Genomic DNA, 21,000 nt, shown 5'->3' on the forward strand with positions numbered 1-21,000 from the left:
GCCGGGCCGGTCAGTCGCGGTTGGGTGGTCCGGTGAGGACCTGGTGGGCGCGGTGCCGGTTCGGTGGCCGCCAGAGCCGTTGCGGGTCGATGAGTCCGGGGGCCCGGACTTGTGGTGAGCCTTTCACCATCCGGATCTCCCACCCGGAGGTGTCGATGCTGTGGTGATGGAACCAGCACAGTAGGACACCGTTGTCGACGTTGGTCGGTCCGTCCTGCGCCCAGGGCTTCACATGGTGCACTTCGGCCCAGTGCGCCGGCGCCTTGCACCCGGGGATGATGCAGCCGCCGTCCCGGGCGGTGATCGCCCGGCGTTGCGCCCGGTTGAAGTACCGTCGTTCCGGACCGAGCTTGAGGACCTGGTTGTTTTCCCCGAAGAGGACCCCTTGGAAGCCGCCGTCACAGATGCGCTGGTGCACCGTCTTCAGCGATACCGGGGCCTCAACCCCGTCGATCCAGCCGACGCCGATCCCGGAGGTGAGGTCGGCCGCGTTCACGTGCACCATCACCGTCGGGGCGGATCCGCCCATGCTGGGCGTGTCCTCGTCGCGGGCGGCGTGTTCGAACAGGGCCCGGAGGATGTCCGCGCGTTTCTCCCCACTCGTGCGGGTGTCCGCGCGCCGCTCCCGGAGCTCTGCTTCGATCACGTCCAGATCCGGGCCCGTGTCGGCGTCGGTTCCCGCTGATTCGGCGCCGGGAATCATCTGCCCCGAATCCATCAAGGCCTGCTCCTCGGCGGTGGGGAACGCGGGCCTCGCATGGAAGCTCAGGAAGGCGTCGAACATCGTGTTCATGATCCCGAACAGTTCCGGCGTCACCCCACCCTTCACTGGATACAACCCGTTCTTGAGTTGTCCGAAGCCGATGTTGGATTTCGCCTCGAAAATGTCCTCCTGGGGCAGTATCCCGTCGGGGTCCAGGGCCGCCTGCCACTGCGCGACCATGCCCCGGATCAGGTCCGTCGTCACCGGGACACCCGCCCCCGCCAGGTTCTCCGTCTCCGGGGTGATCATGCCCGCCGCCGAGGCGACCAGGGCCCGCTCCGCCGTGAGTAAGTCATCCGGGGCCACCCGGTGACTGATCACCTGCAACCCCGCCACGATCAACTCCGCCGTCTCCACCCCGATCTCCCCCGCCGTCAGCGCCGCCCCAACCGTCGGGAACAAGGGCGGCAACCAGGCACTGCCGCCACACGGCCGCGGCAACACCGCGTCGCCGAGCTTCGTGCGCCGCTTCACTTCCCGGGCCGACACCCGCGTCACCCGGGTGAGTACATCCCACGGGCCCGTGCAGCCCATTTTCCACGCCAGACCCTCCCGGCCGAGCACCCGGGCCCTCCGGTCCACATCCGTCGCCGTGCTCACCCGGGCCGCGTCAACCGTCCGACCGATCGCCTCCACGGCGCTCAGCGCCGTCACCGCTTCTGTGTCGCTGAGCAGCCCGACCGGGATCGCGGCCAGGGCATCTGCGAGAACCGCCTGCGCCTCCACGAGCCGGGCGACAGCATCCGCATGCACCGATGGCACCGACCCGGCCAACCCCTCAGCGCCCTCGAAACCCTCAACGACCCCGACCGGATGGGCCAACTCGACGCCCTGGACGCGCTGATCTCCCGCGACCCCTGAACCGGGTGTCTGCGGGGTGTGTGACTGGGGATCGGAAGCTCCTGCCATACCCCGATTCTACCCCGAATCGAACACGAATGCGAGATTTGCTCAGTTAATTAACATTTTTATTATCTAGAATTCAAACGTGATCACTACCGAATCGCCCTGCGCGCACCGGCCTCCCGCCTGCGCGTCAGCCGCGGCCTCTGTTGAAAGCGCAGGTTCTGAGGATCGGACCGTGCCCTACCGACGCACAGCGCTGAGGTCGACGATGTGTACGGTTACCCCGGCGTCTGCGATCAACTGAAGCGCGGCGGGGTCCGCATCGGAATCTGTGACGAAATCGTCGATCTCGCTCAGGTCGGCCATCTTCGCGAGGGTGACCTGTCCGACTTTCGAACCGTCGGCAACGACGATCACACGCTGGGCGTTGGCAACCATGGCGTGATTGGTGCGCGCTTCGGTTTCATCGTGGGTCGTCACACCCCCTGACACGCTGATGCCGTCGGTGCCCAGAACGGCAGTGCCCACGTTGATCGCTTTGAACGTGTTCTCGGACAGCGAGCCGACCGCCTCGAAGGAGCTCTGCCGAACAACGCCTCCCGTCATGATCACCTTGAGCTTCGGGCGTGCCGCGCACTCCAGCGCAATAGTGAGCGAATTCGTCACAATGGTCAGTCCTGACCGATTACTGAGCGCCCTGGCGACCTCGGCCGTCGTGGTCCCCCCACTCAGGGCTATCGCATACGGTCCAGCGGGGATCATTTCCACCGCACGACGCGCGATCAGCTGCTTGGCCTCACGGAACTGGGTATTCCGGAGCCGAACGGGAATTTCGCTGCGGGCATCCAGGGCACGGGCCCCGCCATGCGTCCGCACGAGCAGCCCCTGTTCGTCCAGGTCCGCCAGATCGCGCCGCAGGGTCGCCGCCGAAATACCGAGCGCCTCCGCGAGCGCGGACTGCGACATGCTCGTCTGTTCGTGAAGGAGCGACAGCACCAAGCGCATCCGCTCGGAGCGCTTGCCGGAGACCGCACGAGGGGTGGATGGATACGAGCCGTTCTGGATCATGGGACGCCTAACCGAGTTGAAACGCGCAGTATTTCTGTCCACTTTAGCAGGAATATTGCGCGATACGCGCATTCTGGCGCAGGATCAAGCCATGGCAATCGTGTTGGTCCAGTGCACGGATGGTGTCGAGCCGACATCGCCCGAATCGCACTCCATCACTGCCGGGAGGAGCTCGTCATCTTGCTCGCCACAACTCGCGATCTCATCGACCACTTCGGCGCAGGCAACCGTGCCGTTCTCGCCTTCAACGTGATCACCCTCGAGCACGCCGAAGCCATCGCGATCGGAGTGGAGCGCGCCAATACCGGCGCGATTCTCCAGGTGAGCGAGAACGCGATCCGGTTCCACAACGGCAGGATCTCGCCGATCATCGCGGCCTGCGCGAAGATCGCCGCCGAGTCCTCCGCGCCCATCTCCATTCATCTCGACCATTTCCAGGACCTTGCGCTCACCGAACACGCCATCGATCTGGCGAACGATCTCGGCGTGAGCTCGATCATGGTCGATGCCGCTCATCTCCCCCACGACCAGAACGTTCGCCAGACCCGCGAACTGGCTCGGCGCGCCCACGCCCGCGGCCTCTGGGTCGAGGCTGAGCTGGGCGAAATCGGCGGCAAAGACGGCGCACACTCTCCGCTCGCACGCACCCAGCCCGATGAGGCGCGTGACTTCGTCGCGCAGACCACCGTTGACGGGCTCGCCGTTGCGGTCGGCAGTTCACACGCGATGACGTCACAGGTTGCCGAGCTCGACCTCGCGCTCATCGCCCAACTCGCCGGAATCGTGCCCGTCCCCCTCGTCCTCCACGGCTCCTCCGGCGTCAGCGACACGACGCTCGTCGCGGCCATCGCCGCCGGGATGCGCAAGATCAACGTCGGAACGGCACTGAACATCGCATTCACGGGCGGCGTCCGGCGGTTCCTTGCCACCAACCCGGATGTCACCGATCCGCGCACGTACATTCGCGACGGGTGCGAGTCCATCTCCCGCACCGTCACGCACCTGTGCACCGTGCTCGACGCGGCAGCGGCGCACAACCCCACCACCTCGGATTCAGCCCTCCTCACCGGGCTGGGTACCCGCTGACCCATCCACCCCCGAGACCCATCGATCGAACCACCCCGCCCCGAACAACGGGACGCCCGTGGGACTGCAAAGGAGCACAATGGTTAATCAACTCTGGAACACGGTACGTCGGCATAAGGCGGGTGAAACCGTCGGAATCTATTCAGTATGCTCGGCGCACCCGACCGTGCTCGAGGCTGCCATCCGCCAGGCGGATGCCGACGGAACCTACGTTCTCATCGAGGCCACATCCAACCAGGTCGACCAGTTCGGCGGGTACACCGGCATGCGTCCGGCCGACTTCCGTGATCTGGTCTACTCGATCGCCGACAGGGTCGGCTTCGCCAGGGACCGGCTTGTCCTCGGTGGCGACCACCTCGGTCCCAACCGATGGCAGAACCTCAGCGCTGACGAGGCCATGGCGAATGCCGACGCCCTCGTCACGGCATACGTTGAAGCCGGCTATACCAAGATCCACCTGGACTGCAGCATGTCCTGCGCCGGGGATCCCGTGCCGGTCGGCGACGACCTCGCGGCCGATCGCTCAGCACGGCTGTTGCGGGTTGCGGAGGATACAGCCACGCGCGCCGGTCTCCCCAGCGACATCCTGTACGTGATCGGCACAGAGGTCCCGGTACCGGGAGGCGCGCACGAGACCCTCGGCACCCTGACTGCGACATCCGCCGTGGCGGCACGAGCGACCCTCGACCGACACCGCGCCGCATTCGAGAAGGTCGGCCTCACCGACATCTGGCCACGCATCATCGCGCTCGTCGTGCAGCCCGCCGTGGAATTCGACCACCTGCAGGTCATCGACTACCACCGCGAAGGGACCGTGCAGCTGCGGACCGTCCTGAACGACGAGCCGGGACTGGTGTTCGAGGCCCACTCCACCGACTACCAGGAGACGGGCCGGCTCGCCGAACTCGTCGAAGACCACTGGGCGATCCTCAAGGTCGGACCCGGACTGACGTTCGCGATGCGGGAAGCCCTCTTCGCCCTCGCGAAGATCGAAGACGAGCTCGTGCCGGTCGCGGATCGCTCCGCACTCGTCGAGGTCATCGAACGGCGGATGCTCACCCGTCCGGACTATTGGGCGGGTTACTACGAGGGCACGGCCCAGCAGCAGCGCCTTGCCCGCCGGTTCAGCTACAGCGACCGGCTGCGCTACTACTGGCCGGACCCGGAGATCGAAGCCGCCGAGAACCGCCTCTACGACAACCTCTCCGCCCTGCAGATTCCGCTTCCCCTGATCAGCCAGTTCCTTCCCGAGCAATACGCCAGGGTACGGGCCGGGAGCCTTGCTCCCGAACCGCGCGAGCTCGTCGTGGACAAGATCCGCGACGCCCTGCGCCCATATGCCTTCGCCTGTTTCCCGACGGTCCGCGACGGTTCCACGACAACCACCACCATCCAGGGAGCACTCCTTGTCTAACCCCACCGCCACATCCGCCCCAGCCGCATCGGCGACCATCGGCCACGCCGCAGGCCCCGGGTCTGAAGCCACCGTCCGCGAGATCGCCCAGCAACCGGATGTCTGGCGCGAGGCCTCGGCGAACATCGCCGCCCAGCGCACCGACATCGATGCCTTCCTCGCACCCCTCCTCTCCCAATCCGACTTGCGCATCGTTCTCACGGGAGCAGGGACATCCGCCTTCGTCGGCGACATCGCGGCACCGGCACTGTCGCGACTCCTCGGCCGCCGCGTTGACGCCGTGGCCACGACGGACATCGTCTCGAATCCCCGGGAGAGCTTCGCCGAAGACGTTCCCACCCTGCTCGTCTCCTTCGCCCGCTCGGGCAACAGCCCGGAGAGCAGCGCCGCAACGGTCCTCGCCGACCAGGTGCTCACCGACGTCAGCCACCTGATTCTGACCTGCAACGAAGACGGGAACCTCTTCACGGACCATCAGGGACGCGCACACTCGAAGGTCGTGCTGATGCCGCGTCGCTCCAACGACGAAGGCTTCGCAATGACGTCGAGCTTCACGTCGATGCTCCTGTCAAGTCTCCTGATCCTCGGCGGCGCGAACGACGACGCCGTTGCCGCCCTTTCCACGGCCGCAACGCAGATCATCGACTGCCGCCAGCCCGAGATCCGCGCACTGGCAGAGGCCGGCTACGAACGCATCGTCTACATCGGCAGCGGGCCACTGACCGGCCTCGCCCGCGAATCAGCCCTCAAGGTCCTCGAACTGACGGCCGGTGCGATTGTCACCTACTACGACTCGTCCCTCGGCTTCCGCCACGGCCCCAAGGCCGTCCTCGATGAGACCACGCTCGCCCTGGTCTACGTGTCTTCCGACCCCTATACCCGCGAGTATGACCTCGACATCATCGCCGAACTGCGCACAGCGCTCAGCCCCGAACGCGTCGTCGCGATCTCCTCCCTGCCACTGCCGGCAGCCGACGGCCATTCGTGGATCCTCTCGGACCTCGCGGGCCTGGATGACGCGTTCCTGGCCGTCGGCTACATCGTCATCGCGCAGCTTCTGGGGCTCTCGTTCTCCCTCACGCTCGGCGCCACCCCCGACAACCCGTTCCCGGGCGGAACCGTCAACCGCGTCGTCAAGGGCGTGCACATCCACCCGCTGTCCGCGTCCGCGGGCACCCTCACGAACGCGAGCTGAGAGCCATGTCATTCTTCCTCGGGGTTGACGGCGGCGGCTCAAAAACCGCCTTCGTCCTCCTCAACGACTCCGGACACATCGTCGCGGAAACACAGACACCGAGTTGCTATTACTTCAGCGAGGGCATCGAGCTCGTCGGCCGAATCCTCACCCAGGGCATCGACACGATCACCGCCCAGGCCGGAATCGAGACGAAGGACATTGACCAGGCCTTCTTCGGGCTCCCGGGATACGGCGAGGTCAGCTCTGATATCGAACGACTGAACGCCGTGCCCCGCGCGGTGCTCGGGCACGACCGCTACACGTGCGACAACGACATGGTGTGCGGCTGGGCCGGATCCCTCGGTGCCGTCGACGGGATCAACGTGATCAGCGGAACCGGCTCGATGACCTACGGAGAACGTGCAGGCCATGGCCACCGGGTCGGCGGCTGGAGCGAGCTCTTCGGCGACGAAGGCTCCGCATACTGGATCGCGATCCGCGGTCTCAACGCCTTCACCCGGATGAGCGACGGCCGGCTCCCCCGCGGCCCCCTCTACGACGTCGTCAAGGCCCGTGCCGACGTGAACAGCGATCTCGACCTGATCGACGTCGTCGTGAATCAGTGGAAGGGACAGCGAGGGGCGATCGCCGACCTCTCCAAAACCGTCGTCGAAGCCGCCGCCCAGGGCGACCTCATCGCCGCGCAGATCCTCACGGATGCCTGCGCCGAGCTGGCCAGGATCGTCGACACGACGCGCACGGAGCTCGGTTTCGGCGACGACGACACGGTCCCCGTGTCCTATTCGGGAGGCATGTTCACGGCCGCCGCCGTCCGCAGCGGATTCGAAGAGGCGCTTTCGGCACTGCCGCCGAAATACGAGTTACGCACTCCGCTGTTCGGCCCCGCCGTCGGCGCAGCGCTCTACGCCGCGAAGAAGGCGGGCACCCCGCTGTCCGAAGCCGCGCTGGCGCAACTCCGGTCCCACTGACCTCACCCGCACCACGCACTACGCACTACGCACCACGCACCACCACGCACGTCCCCCTGAGTAAGTCCAAGCAAGTAACAGATGTCAACGAGGAGATCATTGTGAAGAAAACGCAGAGTTGGATATTTTACGCAGCACTATTGGTGCTGTTCTGGGGAGTCTGGGGCGCATTCTCGTCCCTCCCCATCACCCTCTACGGGTACCCGGATGAAATGGTCTACGTGATCTGGGCCGTCGTGATGATCATCCCGGCAGTCTTCGCGCTCCGCGGCAAGACGTTCGACCGCCGCCCGAAGGCCGCCATGTACGGTCTCCTCATCGGCCTGACCGGGGCCGGCGGCCAGCTGCTCCTGTTCAACGCCCTGTCGTCCGGTCCCGCATACCTGATCTTCCCGATCATCTCCATTTCGCCGGCCATCACCGTTCTCATGGCCGTGGCGTTCCTCCGCGAGCGCCTGCCCAAGGTCGCCGTCATCGGCTTGGTCGCGGCACTGGCCGCCATCGTTCTCTTCAGCGTCGCCGGCGGCTCAGGGGACGCCACATCCGGTCCTTGGCTGGTTATCGCCATCTTCGTCTGCATTGCGTGGGGCGTGCAGGCCTTCTTCATGCGGAAGGCGGCGACCATCGGAGTGAACGACGCGACGACCTTCGCCTGGATGGCCATCAGCGGCCTGATCCTCACTCCGTTTGCGATCATGGCGATGGGCGGCCTCCCGCTCGACGTCCCCTGGCAGGCGCCCGCATTGACCGCCGCCACCCAGCTCCTCAATGCGGTCGGCGCGTTGTTCCTCGTCATGGCACTGAGCCGAGGCAAGGCATCCATCGTGGCGCCCACGACGAACGCCCTCGCCCCCGTTCTCACGATCGTGGTGTCGCTCGTCGTCTACCAGACGCTGCCGACCATTTTCGGAACGATCGCGATTGTCCTGGCGCTCGTCGGCTCGACCCTCATGGTCTACAGCGACGAACGACGTGGGGAGGCGCTGCCGCCCGCTCTGCTCGAGAACGAGGACAGCGCGCCGAAGAAGACCCACGAGCCCGCAGACACCGTGGGTTAGCAGGCACAGTGGGTTGACCGGCACGGTCACTGCCAGCTCCGCACCGGCCCGCCCGCACGCGTCTCGAACATCGAGAAGCGTGCGGGCGGGCCATCGTCGTCCTAGTGGTCGAAGGCGTTCACGAAGTCGACGCTCGCCGCCGAAATTTCGGCGCGCGCGGCATCCTGGGAGATGGACGGCTCTCCGTCCCCGGACTGTGGGCCGTAGTCGCCGAAGAAAGCGTGCACGCCGCCCTCGATCACGAGGTATCGCGCATCCGCAGGCAGCGACGCTTTCGACGCGCTGATCTTGTCCGGAGTCGCCAGACCGTCGTTCGTACCGGAGATCGACAGCACGCCGGCGCCCAGCCCGCTCAGGTCGTTCGCGGGATATGAGGCGAAGAACAACAACCCGACAACCGGGTCTGTCGACGCACCGGCGAAAGACTGGGCATCCATCGCCGCGACCGTCCCGCCGAGAGAGTGGCCGCCGACCACCCAACGTTCGACCGGCGGATGCGCGGCGCGCGCCGACCCGAATGCTCCCGTCGAGAGGAACGCAATCCCGAACGGCTGCTTGGGGATGACGACCACGTGCCCGGCCGCGGCGAGCGGGCGCAGCACGGCCGCGTATGCGCGAGCGTCGACTCGCGCGCCGGGCTGGAAGAACACCCCGACCTCGCTCACGGCCCCCGTGGGCTGCAGCACGATCTGGTCGGCCGTCTCGGTCACGGTCACGCTCGTGTCGGAGTCCATGGCGGACAGGGCCGGCTCAACGGCCGATGACGGCACGAGCCACCAGGCCAGCGCGATCACTCCGAGCGACAGCGCAACGAGGACACCCCGGATACCCGTGCGCCCGCGATGCCGGACCGTACGCGTGAGCCAGGAGCGCAGCGCAACCGTCAGGCTGACGGCAAACGTGAGGACGAGGAGGACCAGGTAGGCCGGATGTCCGTGCACAAGCATCGACCCGGTCGACAGTGCCGCCCAGGCCGTGACGATCACGCCGAGCGTCGCCACGAAGCGGCCAGCCCAGAAGAAGGCCATGTCGGCTCGACCGGCTGTCGCCCCGCCCGCCGACCGGATTCTGCGCGTGTCGCTCATGGGGAAATTATCCCAGCGGCGCCCGTCGCGAATCTACCTAAATGCATTAGGCAAAACCGATGTAGCATTAGCAAAATGGAAAGCTTCTCATGGCACGCGCAGGACTGACCGCGGAACGCCTGACCCAGGCGGGCGCTGAACTCGCCGACGAGGTCGGATTCGACCAGGTCACGCTCTCGGCACTGGCCAGGCATTTCGACGTCAAGGTCGCGAGCCTGTACTCCCACGTCACCAACTCGCACGATCTCAAGACCAGGATCGCCCTGCTCGCGCTGCAGGAACTCGCTGACCGGGCAGCGGATGCCGTGGCCGGCCGGGCAGGCAAAGATGCCCTGGTCGCGCTCGGCAACGTCTACCGCGACTACGCCCGCGAACATCCCGGTCGTTACGCCGCCATGCACTTCCGGCTCGACCGGGAGACCGCGATCGCCAGCGCCGGCGTCCGCCACTCCGCGATGACCCGCGCAATCCTGCGCGGATACGACCTGACGGAACCGGACCAGACGCATGCCGTCCGACTGCTCGGCAGCGTCTTCCATGGCTTTGCGACCCTCGAGCTGGAGGGCGGTTTCAGCAACAGTTCCCCCGACTCCCAGGAGTCCTGGACTCGCACCCTGGACGCCCTCGACGCCCTGTTACGCGCCTGGCCGGCGCCCGAATAACGCCAGAACGCCACGCGTCCGGCACCCGCACCACGACTCCCACCTCGCAAATCCCCGATCAGAAAGTTCACAGATGTCCTCCCAGCACGACTGGATCACCACGCCCATCACCCCCGGCCTCCTCCGCGGCGCGCTCGATCTGGAACAGACCGTCCACGGCGTGCTCCCGCACCGCCTGCCCGCGTGGGCTCGCGCATACGCCGACCCGCAGCTGGCCGCCATGGAAGCCCAGCCCTCCGGGGTCCGGCTGGCCTTCAGCACCCGAGCAACCGACCTCGAACTCGACGTACTGCCCACCAAGCTGGTCTACCTCGGCGCCCCGCCGCGCCCGATCGGCGTGTACCAACTCCTCGCGGACGGGAAGCTCGCCGGTCAGGCCATCGCGACGACCGGCATCACCGTCACCGTGGACATGGCCACAGGCGCCACCACGAACCACCTCGGCCCCGTCAGCACCCTCCGCTTCACCGGCCTGCCGGATCACCTGAAGAACATCGAGATCTGGCTCCCGCACAACGAACGAACCGAGCTCGTCGCCCTCCGCTCCAACGGGCCCATCGAACCCGCGCCTGCGACAGGCAACCGGGTCTGGCTGCACCACGGCAGCTCGATCAGCCACGGCTCCAACGCCGCCAATCCCACCGAGACCTGGCCGGCGCTTGCCGCTTCGAGTGGCCATGTCGATCTGGTGAACCTCGGCTTCGGCGGCAGCGCGCTGCTCGACCCCTTCATCGCCCGCACCATGCGCGACACCCCCGCCGACCTGATCAGCGTCAAGATCGGCATCAATCTGGTCAATCTCGACCTGATGCGCCTGCGCGCCTTCGCCCCAGCCGTGAACGGCTTCCTCGACACCATCCGCGACGGTCACCCCACAACACCGCTGCTGCTGGTCTCGCCCCTCCTCTGCCCCATCCACGAGGACACACCCGGGCCCGGCGCCTTCGACCTCGCCGCCCTCGCCTCCGGTCGCCTGCAGTTCGTGGCCACCGGGGACCCGGCCGAAGCGTCCGCCGGAAAGCTGACGCTCACGGTGATCCGGGCGGAGCTCGCGCGTGTCGCGCAGCAGCGGGCGGCCACAGATCCGAACCTGCACTACCTCGACGGCCTCGACCTCTACGGCGCCGCAGACTTCGCCGAGCATCCGTTGCCCGACCACCTCCACCCGGATGCCGCGACGCACCACCGCATCGGCGAGCGCTTCGCCCGGCTCGCCTTCGGACCCGGAGGCGCCTTCGCCGCCTGACGACTCCGGATGGGTACTGATCAATACAGTCGCAGCGGGCTGGCGAGCCCGGTCGGCGTCTTCCTCATCAAACCTCGTCGTGGATGGTGACGACGTAGCCATCCGGGTCGCTGAATGAGAAGGTGAGACCGAACGGGCCGGGGGCAGGGGCGCTGACGATCCGGACTCCCGCTTCGACCAGGACGTCGTGCACAGCCTGGGAGTCATCGGCGTGCAACCAGAGCGCAACTCCCGCACCGGCCCACGGGCGCACGGCATCGAGGTCGAACCCCGGCATCGGTTCCCGAACGGCGAAGGCGATCGGCTCGGTGGCGAAGACAACAGCGTGGGGCGGGCTCACGGGCGCACGCCGCAGCCCGAGCAGCGTCTCGTAGAAGTTCGCCGACCGCTCGAGGTCGCTCACCTGCAGGGCTAGAAAATCGGGTCCAGTGACAGTCATGGTTTCTTCTCCTCGTCGAATCCCGCGTGTCAGGATCCTTACATGTCTATTGTGTGTCAGGATGCTGACATGAGTCAAGAGGAGAAGGTCGGCGATCTGGCCGAGTCGGTGGGTTATCTGCTCAAGCAGGCAGCGACGGCCCTGCACGCCTCGATGGACGCGGTTCTGCGCCCGCAGGGCCTGACTGTGTCGCAGTATTCGGTGCTTGAGTTACTCGGCCACGAGCCGGAGCAATCGAACGCCGATCTGGCCCGCGGGGCGTTCGTCACGCGCCAATCGATGAACGAGGTACTGCGCGGTCTTCAGGAGCGCGGCCTGGTCGCGCGCGCCGATGTCGCCGAACACGGCCGGGCGCGGCCGACGCGCCTCACCCCGGCCGGCCACGCGGCGCTGGGGGGCGCGAGTGCGGCGGTCGCCCGTGTCGAGAAACGGATGTTGTCCCCCCTGCCCCCCGCGGAGCATGCTGGACTTCTCGCTCAGCTCGTCGCCTGCCGGGATGCCCTCACCGGTGAAGACGCCGCGCGGTAGCGTTGAAGCATGGCTGAACTGTCCGAGACACGTGTCGCCGTCTACATCGATTTCGACAACATCATCATTTCCCAATACGACAATGTGCATGGTCGTGGAGCCTTCATCAAAGAGAAGGCCCGCACCGCCACCGGCAAGACCGCGGATCGGCTCCAGGAAGCCACGGTCAACATCGGCGCCGTCCTCGACTTCGCTTCGTCTTTCGGAGCCGTCGCAATCAGCCGGGCCTATGCGGACTGGGCCACGCCCGCGAACACCCGGTACCAGAAGCAGCTCGTCGACCGCGCGGTCGACCTCGTGCAGCTTTTCAACACCTCCGGAACCAAGAACGGTGCGGACATCCGCCTCGCGATCGATGTTGTTGAAGACCTCTTCCGGCTGCAGGACATCTCGCACGTTGTGATCGTCGCCGGTGACTCCGACTACATCCCGCTCGCCCAGAGCGCACGGCGCCTGGGCCGCACGGTCATCGGGATCGGTGTGCAGGGTTCGACCAGTGCGGCGTTCAAGAACGCCTGCGACGAGTTCTCGTACTACCACGACCTCGTTGAAGACCTCGGGGAGGACCTCGGGGAGGACCTCGTCGAGGACATTCCGCACTCCACTCCGACAGTGGCCGTCGAGCCGCCGGCGCCGGACCTCGCGAAGGAGGCCCGCAAACTCCTCATGCGCGCCCTGCGCGGGCGGGCGAATGACGACGTCGACGGCTGGATGGCAGCATCCGCTCTCAAGCAGCAGATGAAGCGCCTCGACCCCGGGTTCGATGAGAAGAAGATCGGCTTCAAGTCGTTCACGGACTTCCTGAAGGCCCAGCGTTCCATTGCGGAGTTGCAGGAGGATGGTCAGGCCCGCCGCGCGCGGTTGCGCAACCGGGCCTGACGTTCGCTGCGGCTGCGACCGTGGCTGTGGCCGTGGCTGTGACGCCTACGCGAACGTGGCGTCGAGAGCCGCGCGCAGGTCGGCGATCAGGTCGAGAGGATCCTCGAGCCCGACCGAGAATCGAAGATGCCCGAACTCGCGGAACGGCGCCGGGTACGCAGCGACCCGCGGTCCGCTCGTGCCGACATGAACGATCAGTGATTCGTCATGACCGAGCGAAACGGCGGAGGTGATCACCCGGAGCTGGGAGACGAAGCGGTTCTGGGTTTCCGGATCGCCCGCGACGGCGAACGCGAGCATCGCGCCATAGCCCCGACCGCCGAACTGTCGCGCGGCGAGCTCATGCTGCGGGTGGCTCGCGAGCCCGGGGAAAGCGACGAACGCGATCCGCGGGTCGGAGTCGAGGAACTCGGCGACCAACTGGGCCGACTCGAAATGCTGCCGGAGACGAAGCGGCAGCGTCACCGACCCGCGAGTGATCAACCACGCGTTGAACGGCGAGATCACTCCGCCCACGTCGACCATCGCATCCGATTTGATGCGCTGGATCAGCTCGCGGGAGCCGATCACCGCGCCGCCCATCGCGTCGCCGTGCCCATTGATGTACTTCGTCAGGGAATGGACGACCAGGTCGGCGCCGTCCGCGAGAGGTCGATAGAACGGAGGCGGAGTGAAGGTGGAGTCCACAACGAGCAGCGCGCCCGCCCGATGGGCGATCGCCGCCAGCGCCTCGATGTCGGCAACCCGGGTCGTCGGATTGGCGATCGCCTCCGTGTGCACGAGTCGCGTATTCGGTCGAATCGCCGCAGCGACCGCGGCCAGATCGCTGATATCGACGAACGTAGCCTCGATTCCGTACTTGTCGGGAAGCAGCTCCGTGAACAACCGCCACGTCGCCTCGTAGCTGACATCGGCGACCACGACGTGATCCCCGGAGCGCAGATACGTGAAGAACACCGCGTGAAGCGCCGCAACACCCGACGCCAGCACGACGGCGTCCTCGCCACCGTCCAGGGCAGCGAGCTTCGCCTGCAGTCCCAGTTGGTTGACTCCCGAGTTCCGGGTGTAGAGCGGCACGTCCGTGCCCGACCAGCTCACCGACGACGGGTCCTCCGGCAATGCATAGGAGTTCGCCATCACGATCGGGGTGCGGATCGCACCCGACCCCGCATCGACCGTATTGCCCGCATGCACGGCCAGTGTCGAGTCTTTCAAGGACAGTGGATCATGCTTGTCGGGACGCGTGTTCACCATGGCCCCACGCTACGGGAACAGTCCGGGTTGCTGTGCTTTCATGTCGTTGGAATCTGCTGAACTCGCCGTCGGCGACGCCCTCAGCGCACCTTGCGGATCGCGAAGACGAGAACCGCACCAACGATGGCCAGGACCGCCGCCGCCGGGAAGATTGCCTGATAGCCGAATGCGGAAATGGCCGCCGCCACCACCGGTCCCACGATCTGTCCGCCTGTGTTCGCCAGGTTGAGGATTCCGAGGTCCTTCGCGGCGGTCTTCTGGTCGGGCAGCACTTCCACGTTCAGGGCCTGGTCGACCGCATTGAAGGCGCCCATCCCGATTCCGGCGATCACGGCATAGACGATCATCGCCCAGGGAGACGGCGAGATGAACGGGAAGAAGACGCCGACGGCAATCAGCACTGCCGCGAAGATGACCGGCATCTTCCTGGTGCCGAGCTTGTCCGAGATCGGACCAGCGATCGCAGCCATAGCCAGGGCCGTCACCATGAGGATCGTCGAGATGAGCGTCACGTAGTGCGCGGTCGAGGCATCGTCCAGCCGGAGGTAGTCGGTGAAGATGTACAGCTGATACCCGGAGACGGCGAAGGTACCTCCCATGATCAGGAACTTTCCGAACAGTGCGAGGTAGTAGTCTCGGCTGTTCCGGCGAGGGAACGAGAAATTATCGAGCAACGTCCGCCGGTTCAGCCGCATCGCGGGCATGCTCCGACTGGATGTTTCACGCATGATGAGTGCCGCCACCGGCCCGGACAGCAAGGTGAGTGCCGCAAAAACGTAGAAGCCCGTGTTGATGTTGCCCAGGAACTGGGCGCCCACGATCTGGCCGCCGTACAGTCCCGCTGAATAACCGAAGGCATAGATAGACGAGATCGTCCCACGGTGTCGTGGAGCGATCCGGTCGGCGATCACGGCCAGGAGAGGTGCGACGATCGCGTTCAAGAAGACTTGATAGAGCGACCACATGACGATGATTGCCGCGACGGTCGTCGCCTGTGCGATCGCGATGAGCATGACTGCCGTTCCGACGGAACCGGCGATCAAGTACGGTGTTCGCCGTCCCCACCGCGAGCGCGTGAGATCGGAGAACGCGCCGATCACGATGTTCGCGACGGTGGCAACGATCATCGCAATGATCGCCAACAGCGCGATGACGCCGGCCTTGTCGTCGGGAGCAATGATCGCAACCCGCGCCGGCAGGAGGACCCCCACGACCCCGAGGTACGGTCCGAGCCAGAGCACCGCGCCGAGCGCAAGCGCCACTCCGAGTCGGATGGGGGTCCTGACCTGCTCCGAGTTAGTGGGCGGCCGCACCGGCGTGGTGATTGTGGGACTGGGGGACGTGCCTGTTGTAGTCATGACTCTCCTTCATTGGAGTTCAGTGGTGTTTCGATAGTTCAGGTGTTGTGGCGCCCAGGAGCGCCGGGGCAGTGGTGCGAGAACGGGGAGGTGCTGCTAGAAGCGGATCTGGTCCGAAACGGCCAGGGGATCGCCAGAGTATGATGCGGCTTCGATGATGACGGAACCGGTCAGGGCGCCGAAGGACTTGGTCGTAGTGCTCCACCGCTTGAGCGGCTCCAAGGAAACGGAGACGTCGAAGCTCACGGCCTCGCCTGCAGCGGCGTCCGCCACGGTGAATCCGAGCAGCTCCCGCTGGCCGCGGCGATCGCCCTCGGTGAGCGTCCCATACACCTGCACGACGTGCCGTCCATCGATGGCACCCGTGTTCGCGACGGCGATACGGAGAAGGGCGGCATCCGCATCCGCCGCCTCTACCTCAACGCGATCGATTGAGAACGTGGAGTACGACAGCCCGAATCCGAGGGGGTAGCTCGGCTTCTTGGCATCACGGTCGAGCAAACGCTGACCGAACCAGCGGTCATACGTGATTTCGGTGGCGTCGATATCGAGAGCGGCGGTGTCCAGTTCCGACGCCGGAATGGCATACGGCAGGCGACCGGACGGGTTCGCCCGGCCCAGCAGCACATCGGCGAGCCCGTTCCCGCCTTCCATGCCCGAATACCACATCATGACGAGGCCGGCCACGTCCTCATTCCATTCGGACATGACCACGGCGCCGGCTGCCACGACCACGACCACTGTTCTCGGATTCGCCGCGCTGACTGCCGTGATGAGCTCGACATCCGCTCGCTTGAGCCGAAGGTCGCGCCGGTCTCCACCGGCCGAGCCTGAGCCCACCACGCTCACTCCCCCACCCGCCGACGCGTAAAGCGCCTCGCGATTGGCACGATCCTCGACCGTGACAGGCTCCGGATACAGAGCCAGGAGTTCGGGTCGCGAGAACACCGATCCGTCCACGAATTCACCTTCGTCGGCGGCCGTGTAGCCGACTACGACGATGGCGGCGTCACTGTCGGCAGCAAGGGCGGCGGCTTCGGCGGTTCCGGCAGCGCTGTGGCGCACATCGACCCCCGGGAGTGCAGCCCTGAGGCCGGCGAGTGCGGTGACGACGTACGGGGCGCGCACGTCCGACGATCCGTTGTCCCCGGTGTTCGCCACATCGGACAAGCGTCCGACGACGGTCAGCGAGCGCAGCGTCTCCGGATCGATCGGCAGCACAGGGGTGCCGTCGACGGGTTCGTTTCGGAGGAGAACCATGGAACGTGCGGCAACCTCCCGGGCAAGAGCAATGTGGGCAGCGGATGCAACGGTGTCCAGCGCGGGCTTGACCACTTCGCGCTGGGCATAGAACCGCAACTGCGTGGCAAGGATCCTGAGTCCCGACCGGCGCACGGCGTCCCAGGAAGTCGTGCCGCTTGCGATTGCGCCGACCAGCTGCGCTGCGCGCTGCTGTGCGAACGGCGCCTCAATGTCGAGCCCGGCCTCGAGGGATGCAGCGGGGTCGCGAAGGCCCCAGACGAAGTCGCTCATCACGGTGCCCGTGAATCCCCACTCGTCGCGGAGAATCTCGGTGAGAAGCTGCGGATTCTGCCCGGCCCATGTCCCGTTGACGGAGTTGTACGAACTCATCACCGAGAACGCTCCCTCGTCGAGGACTCTCTTGAAGTGGGGAAGGTAGTTCTCGTGCAGCGTCGCCTCGTCGACCGAGACATCCACCGAGAAGCGAGCCTGTTCCATCGAGTTGAGTGCGAAGTGCTTGACACACGCCATCGCGTGCCTCTGGATTCCCCGGGTGAGGGCCGCTCCCATTTCGCCGAGCAGCGGTGGCTGGTCAGAATAGGTCTCTTGAACGCGCCCCCAGGCGGGGTGACGCGGAAGGTTGATGCACACGCCGCCGAAGAAGTTGCCACCCTGCGCTCGAAGCTCTTCCCCGATGGCGAGGCCGACGCGTTCCTCCAACTCGACGTCCCACGTTGCGCCGCGGGCCATTGATACGGGGAAAGCAGTCGAGGCACCGACCACGGCTCCGCGCGGACCGTCGACGAATCGCACGCCGGGAATCCCCAGACGGGGAACGGAGCCCATCACGTACGGGGTGAAGTTGTAGCCCACCTGCATCATCTCGGCAAGCCCCGGCCAGAACTGCTGGTCGCCATCCAACAGGCCCAAGCGTTCCGCGGGTGACAGCTGATCGTAGAGCTCGGCGGCGAATTGGTCGGGATCACTGCCCGAGCGCACCGCCCCTACGGCGTTCGTGAACGTCGTTTCGCCCGACGGGTTTTCTGTTCGTGCCGCGAAATCACCGGAGATCGTCATAAGGGTCTTCCTCCAACTCATCATTGAGCTCACTACTTAGTAAGTACTAAGTAGCGTATACCTGTTCTCGGAGCGTGCAGCCGCTTCTGGGAGAATGATCTCGTCACGGTTGAGAGCTGAGGTAGACATGACATCGACAGCGAGTGATCGCCCGCAGCGCGTTCGGGACCGGCGTCCCGCCCCGGAGCGCCTGAAACAGATCATCACCGAGGCGACCACTCTCATCGCAGAACGTGGGTTCTGGGGCATCTCCATCCAGGACGTCGCTGATGCCTGCGGAATCAGCGACGCAGGAGTTCTTCACCACGTCGGGACGAAAGAGGGCCTGCTCGTCGCCGTCCTCGAACACCGGGACGAAGTCGACATCGCGTTGCTGTCACAGATGCTCGGAATCGCCGAATCGGAGCTGAAGGCTGACGGCACTCTGTCGGTCTCCCTGCGAGACTTCTGCAGGGCACTGGTCGCGCGCAATGCACAGCAGCCCGAAATCGTGCGCCTCTACTCGGTATTGAACGCCGAATCGCTCGACCCGCAGCATCCCGCGTATGCGTACTTTTCCGCCCGCGAGGTGTGGGCGACCGCACTCTTCGCAGCAGCCGCGGCCGGCACTGCCAACCCGGCCCGGATTGCGCGGCAGGTCTTCGCCGCGATGGACGGGCTCCAACTCCGCTGGCTCCGCAACCCGGCGATCGATCTAGTGGCCGAGTGGGACGCCCTGGCGGAAAGCATCGTTCGCCCATACGAAATGCACTGACAGCTTCAGCGAACTCGGCCAGTGGCGATGGCGAATAGCTGCGGTATCGACAATGGCCATTCCTCAACAAAGGGGTTCTGACCGGGTTATCCACAGGTGATTTGTGGGGTGGCGGATGCCCCGGGAATGTCGGTGGTCTTCCATAGAGTGACCGGCATGACAGCTGAAAATACCTCAGAATCTGACCTGGAAGGCGCGGTAGATAGCACGGCGGAACCCCAGCCCGGGACCCCTCCCGACCCGTACCTGAACCCCCGGCATCTGAGCCTTGTGGATCCGCCCCTGTCCGAGGTGTATGACGCGATCCGGGACGCGGACCGGGAAATCAATCAGGCCACCGCTCGCCGGGCCGCCGCGATCTACACCGCCCAACGGGTGCTCGCCGACGTCGGCCGGGGCCGGGCGGACGCCGCAGTGCGGGCGGGCGGGCCGCGCCCGCCGTGGTCGCCGGAAGAAGCCACGAAAGAGGAGTTCACGTGCGAGGTCGGCGCCCTGCTCCGGTTGCCGCGCCGGACGGCGGAGACCCTGATTGAAGCCAGCCGCACCCTCGCCGAAGACCTCCCCGCAACCCTGGAGGCCCTCGCGACCGGGGCGATCAGTTACCGGCACGCTCAGGTCATCATGGAGCAGGCCTGGGGCATCCGCGTCGACGGTGACCCGGAAGCGGCCGCCCGGGCCCGCGCCGTGTTCGAGGAGGTCCTCGTGCCCGACGCGGAAGTGCTGACCGTGGCGAAGCTCGCCGACCGGGCCCGAAGGGTGCGGGAGCGCACCCACCCGGAAACCATCACCGCGAGGCACCAGAAAAGCGTCGAGGACCGGCACGTGGTGTTCCAGGCCCTCGACGACGGCATGGCCTCCCTGTATCTGACCGGGGACGCGGAGAAGGTGCAGGCCGCGTACCACCGCACCCTCGACACCGCGCTGACCCTGCAGGGCCCGGACGAGGTCCGCACCCTGACGCAGATCGCGGCCGATGTGCTCACCGATGTCCTGATCGGTGGGGTCACCCCGGACGGACTCGGCAAAGGGGTGACCGCGCAAGTCAACGTCACGGTCCCGGTACTGACCCCGCTGGGGAAGAGCGAGGAGCCCGGGTACCTGGCCGGGTACGGGCCGATCGACCCCGACACCGCGAGGCGTCTCGCCGCCGGGGCGCCGAGCTTCACCCGGCTACTCACCCACCCCGAAACCGGCGTCGTGCTCTCCATGGGACGCGACACCTACAAACCACCCGCCGCGCTCAAGAAATGGCTCGAGGTACGGGATGAAACCTGCACCTTCCCCGGGTGCCGCCGCTCCGCCAAACGGTCCGACCTCGACCACAGCATCGAGTGGCAGCACGGCGGGGAGACCGACGCGATGAACCTCGCCCACCTCTGCCCGTATCACCACGCGGTGAAGAGCTACACCCGGTGGACGCCGAGGCACCTCGGCGACGGCCGCATCGAATGGACCTCACCCGCCGGGTACAGCTACATCGTCGAACCCTCGGCCGATATGAGACCACCCCGGAAACCCAAACCCGCACCGAAACCACCGGTCCCGATCGTGGACGTCTGGAACCTGGATCCCACACCCGAAGACCCCGACGACTCCACCCCGTTCTAAAGAGCTAGGCGTCTAGTCTCACAGGGCGTCATACTTCGTGCTTCGCCCCCGCGACTTGTCCACCGGATACTTCTCCCGCGTCAGTGCGAGCTTGTCGAGAATGATCTGGTTCGGATCAGCGCCGATCCGCTCGGCAAGAAGGAGGCAATAGGTCAGCACATCGGCCAATTCCTCCCGTACGCGCTCGGGGCTCGCCTCGGCATCCCACTGAAAGCACTCCAGCAACTCGGCCGCCTCGATGGAGATGCTCTTCGCGAGGTTCTCCGGCGTGTGGAACTGCGCCCAGTCGCGCTCGGCAACGAATGCCGCGATCTCGTCGCCGACGGAAAATTCGTTCATGTCGTCAACGTATCAGCCCCCCGCGAACCGATTTCGTTCTCGCTCGCGACGGCACTGGCCCGTCGTTCCGGCTAAATGACAACGACGAGCTTGCACCGCGGACACCGATGGCACGACTCGAGACCCTC

At 66.0% G+C, this 21,000-nt stretch carries 19 protein-coding genes; 11 read left to right on the forward strand and 8 right to left on the reverse strand.

Annotated features, from left to right (window positions below):
• Positions 1 to 10: 10 nt before the first annotated feature.
• Together E3O46_RS08865 and E3O46_RS08870 are read right to left on the reverse strand one after the other, a co-directional pair.
• Entirely contained in the window at positions 11 to 1,672 is a 1,662-nt protein-coding gene (locus E3O46_RS08865) for an HNH endonuclease signature motif containing protein (RefSeq protein ID WP_134561564.1), read from the reverse strand.
• 177 nt (positions 1,673 to 1,849) lie between these two features.
• Positions 1,850 to 2,677, reverse strand: a complete 828-nt coding sequence (locus tag E3O46_RS08870) for a DeoR/GlpR family DNA-binding transcription regulator (protein WP_134558490.1) — start codon at positions 2,675 to 2,677, stop codon at positions 1,850 to 1,852.
• Positions 2,678 to 2,857: 180 nt separating this feature from the next.
• Between E3O46_RS08870 and E3O46_RS08875 the strand changes: the two genes are divergently transcribed.
• The 5 genes from E3O46_RS08875 (at position 2,858) to E3O46_RS08895 (ending at position 8,401) form a co-directional block, all read left to right on the forward strand.
• On the forward strand, positions 2,858 to 3,763 hold the full coding sequence (locus E3O46_RS08875) for a class II fructose-bisphosphate aldolase (RefSeq protein WP_241985098.1): 906 nt from the start codon (positions 2,858 to 2,860) through the stop codon (positions 3,761 to 3,763).
• Between the two features lie 79 nt (positions 3,764 to 3,842).
• Positions 3,843 to 5,177, forward strand: coding sequence for a D-tagatose-bisphosphate aldolase, class II, non-catalytic subunit (locus E3O46_RS08880; RefSeq protein ID WP_134561565.1), 1,335 nt, complete (start codon positions 3,843 to 3,845; stop codon positions 5,175 to 5,177).
• Positions 5,170 to 6,372, forward strand: coding sequence for an SIS domain-containing protein (locus tag E3O46_RS08885; RefSeq protein ID WP_198413708.1), 1,203 nt, complete (start codon positions 5,170 to 5,172; stop codon positions 6,370 to 6,372). The genes E3O46_RS08880 and E3O46_RS08885 overlap by 8 nt, the downstream gene beginning before the upstream one ends.
• A gap of 5 nt (positions 6,373 to 6,377) precedes the next feature.
• A complete protein-coding gene (locus E3O46_RS08890) occupies positions 6,378 to 7,343 on the forward strand; it encodes an N-acetylglucosamine kinase (RefSeq protein WP_134561567.1) in 966 nt (321 codons plus the stop codon).
• Between the two features lie 101 nt (positions 7,344 to 7,444).
• Complete coding sequence (locus E3O46_RS08895; RefSeq protein WP_198416947.1) at positions 7,445 to 8,401, forward strand: DMT family transporter; 957 nt, start codon at positions 7,445 to 7,447, stop codon at positions 8,399 to 8,401.
• 101 nt (positions 8,402 to 8,502) lie between these two features.
• Here E3O46_RS08895 and E3O46_RS08900 read toward each other — a convergent pair whose 3' ends face one another.
• Positions 8,503 to 9,486 carry an alpha/beta hydrolase gene (locus E3O46_RS08900; RefSeq protein WP_134561568.1) on the reverse strand — a complete coding sequence of 328 codons (984 nt, stop codon included), beginning with the start codon at positions 9,484 to 9,486 and terminating at the stop codon, positions 8,503 to 8,505.
• Positions 9,487 to 9,575: 89 nt separating this feature from the next.
• Between E3O46_RS08900 and E3O46_RS08905 the strand changes: the two genes are divergently transcribed.
• Both E3O46_RS08905 and E3O46_RS08910 read left to right on the forward strand, forming a co-directional pair.
• Positions 9,576 to 10,148 (forward strand): TetR/AcrR family transcriptional regulator, encoded by a 573-nt coding sequence (locus tag E3O46_RS08905; protein ID WP_134445753.1) that lies wholly within the window; start codon positions 9,576 to 9,578, stop codon positions 10,146 to 10,148.
• 73 nt (positions 10,149 to 10,221) lie between these two features.
• The gene (locus E3O46_RS08910; RefSeq protein ID WP_134561569.1) at positions 10,222 to 11,394 is read left to right on the forward strand and encodes a GDSL-type esterase/lipase family protein; all 1,173 of its coding nucleotides are present in this window, start codon (positions 10,222 to 10,224) and stop codon (positions 11,392 to 11,394) included.
• A 67-nt stretch (positions 11,395 to 11,461) separates the two neighbouring features.
• Here the strand turns inward: E3O46_RS08910 and E3O46_RS08915 are convergent, their stop codons facing one another.
• A complete protein-coding gene (locus E3O46_RS08915) occupies positions 11,462 to 11,833 on the reverse strand; it encodes a VOC family protein (RefSeq protein ID WP_134561570.1) in 372 nt (123 codons plus the stop codon).
• 69 nt (positions 11,834 to 11,902) lie between these two features.
• Here E3O46_RS08915 and E3O46_RS08920 point away from each other — a divergent pair, with 69 nt between their 5' ends.
• Together E3O46_RS08920 and E3O46_RS08925 are read left to right on the forward strand one after the other, a co-directional pair.
• Complete coding sequence (locus E3O46_RS08920) at positions 11,903 to 12,361, forward strand: MarR family winged helix-turn-helix transcriptional regulator (RefSeq protein WP_134561571.1); 459 nt, start codon at positions 11,903 to 11,905, stop codon at positions 12,359 to 12,361.
• 9 nt (positions 12,362 to 12,370) lie between these two features.
• Positions 12,371 to 13,240, forward strand: coding sequence for an NYN domain-containing protein (locus E3O46_RS08925; protein WP_134561572.1), 870 nt, complete (start codon positions 12,371 to 12,373; stop codon positions 13,238 to 13,240).
• A gap of 45 nt (positions 13,241 to 13,285) precedes the next feature.
• On the opposite strand, the gene E3O46_RS08930 is transcribed toward E3O46_RS08925, so the two are convergent.
• The 3 genes from E3O46_RS08930 to E3O46_RS08940 form a co-directional block, all read right to left on the reverse strand.
• Positions 13,286 to 14,494 carry a trans-sulfuration enzyme family protein gene (locus tag E3O46_RS08930; protein ID WP_198413710.1) on the reverse strand — a complete coding sequence of 403 codons (1,209 nt, stop codon included), beginning with the start codon at positions 14,492 to 14,494 and terminating at the stop codon, positions 13,286 to 13,288.
• An 80-nt stretch (positions 14,495 to 14,574) separates the two neighbouring features.
• Positions 14,575 to 15,852 carry an MFS transporter gene (locus E3O46_RS08935; RefSeq protein WP_134561573.1) on the reverse strand — a complete coding sequence of 426 codons (1,278 nt, stop codon included), beginning with the start codon at positions 15,850 to 15,852 and terminating at the stop codon, positions 14,575 to 14,577.
• 96 nt (positions 15,853 to 15,948) lie between these two features.
• Entirely contained in the window at positions 15,949 to 18,171 is a 2,223-nt protein-coding gene (locus E3O46_RS08940) for a glycoside hydrolase family 3 protein (RefSeq protein ID WP_134561574.1), read from the reverse strand.
• A 127-nt stretch (positions 18,172 to 18,298) separates the two neighbouring features.
• Here E3O46_RS08940 and E3O46_RS08945 point away from each other — a divergent pair, with 127 nt between their 5' ends.
• Positions 18,299 to 18,925 (forward strand): TetR/AcrR family transcriptional regulator, encoded by a 627-nt coding sequence (locus tag E3O46_RS08945; protein ID WP_134561575.1) that lies wholly within the window; start codon positions 18,299 to 18,301, stop codon positions 18,923 to 18,925.
• A gap of 156 nt (positions 18,926 to 19,081) precedes the next feature.
• The gene (locus E3O46_RS08950; protein WP_166791050.1) at positions 19,082 to 20,533 is read left to right on the forward strand and encodes an HNH endonuclease signature motif containing protein; all 1,452 of its coding nucleotides are present in this window, start codon (positions 19,082 to 19,084) and stop codon (positions 20,531 to 20,533) included.
• Between the two features lie 18 nt (positions 20,534 to 20,551).
• Here the strand turns inward: E3O46_RS08950 and E3O46_RS08955 are convergent, their stop codons facing one another.
• Positions 20,552 to 20,872 carry a nucleotide pyrophosphohydrolase gene (locus E3O46_RS08955; RefSeq protein ID WP_134445759.1) on the reverse strand — a complete coding sequence of 107 codons (321 nt, stop codon included), beginning with the start codon at positions 20,870 to 20,872 and terminating at the stop codon, positions 20,552 to 20,554.
• Positions 20,873 to 21,000 lie beyond the last annotated feature (128 nt).

It is taken from the genome of Cryobacterium glucosi (genome assembly GCF_004402235.1).
GTDB lineage: Bacteria > Actinomycetota > Actinomycetes > Actinomycetales > Microbacteriaceae > Cryobacterium > Cryobacterium glucosi.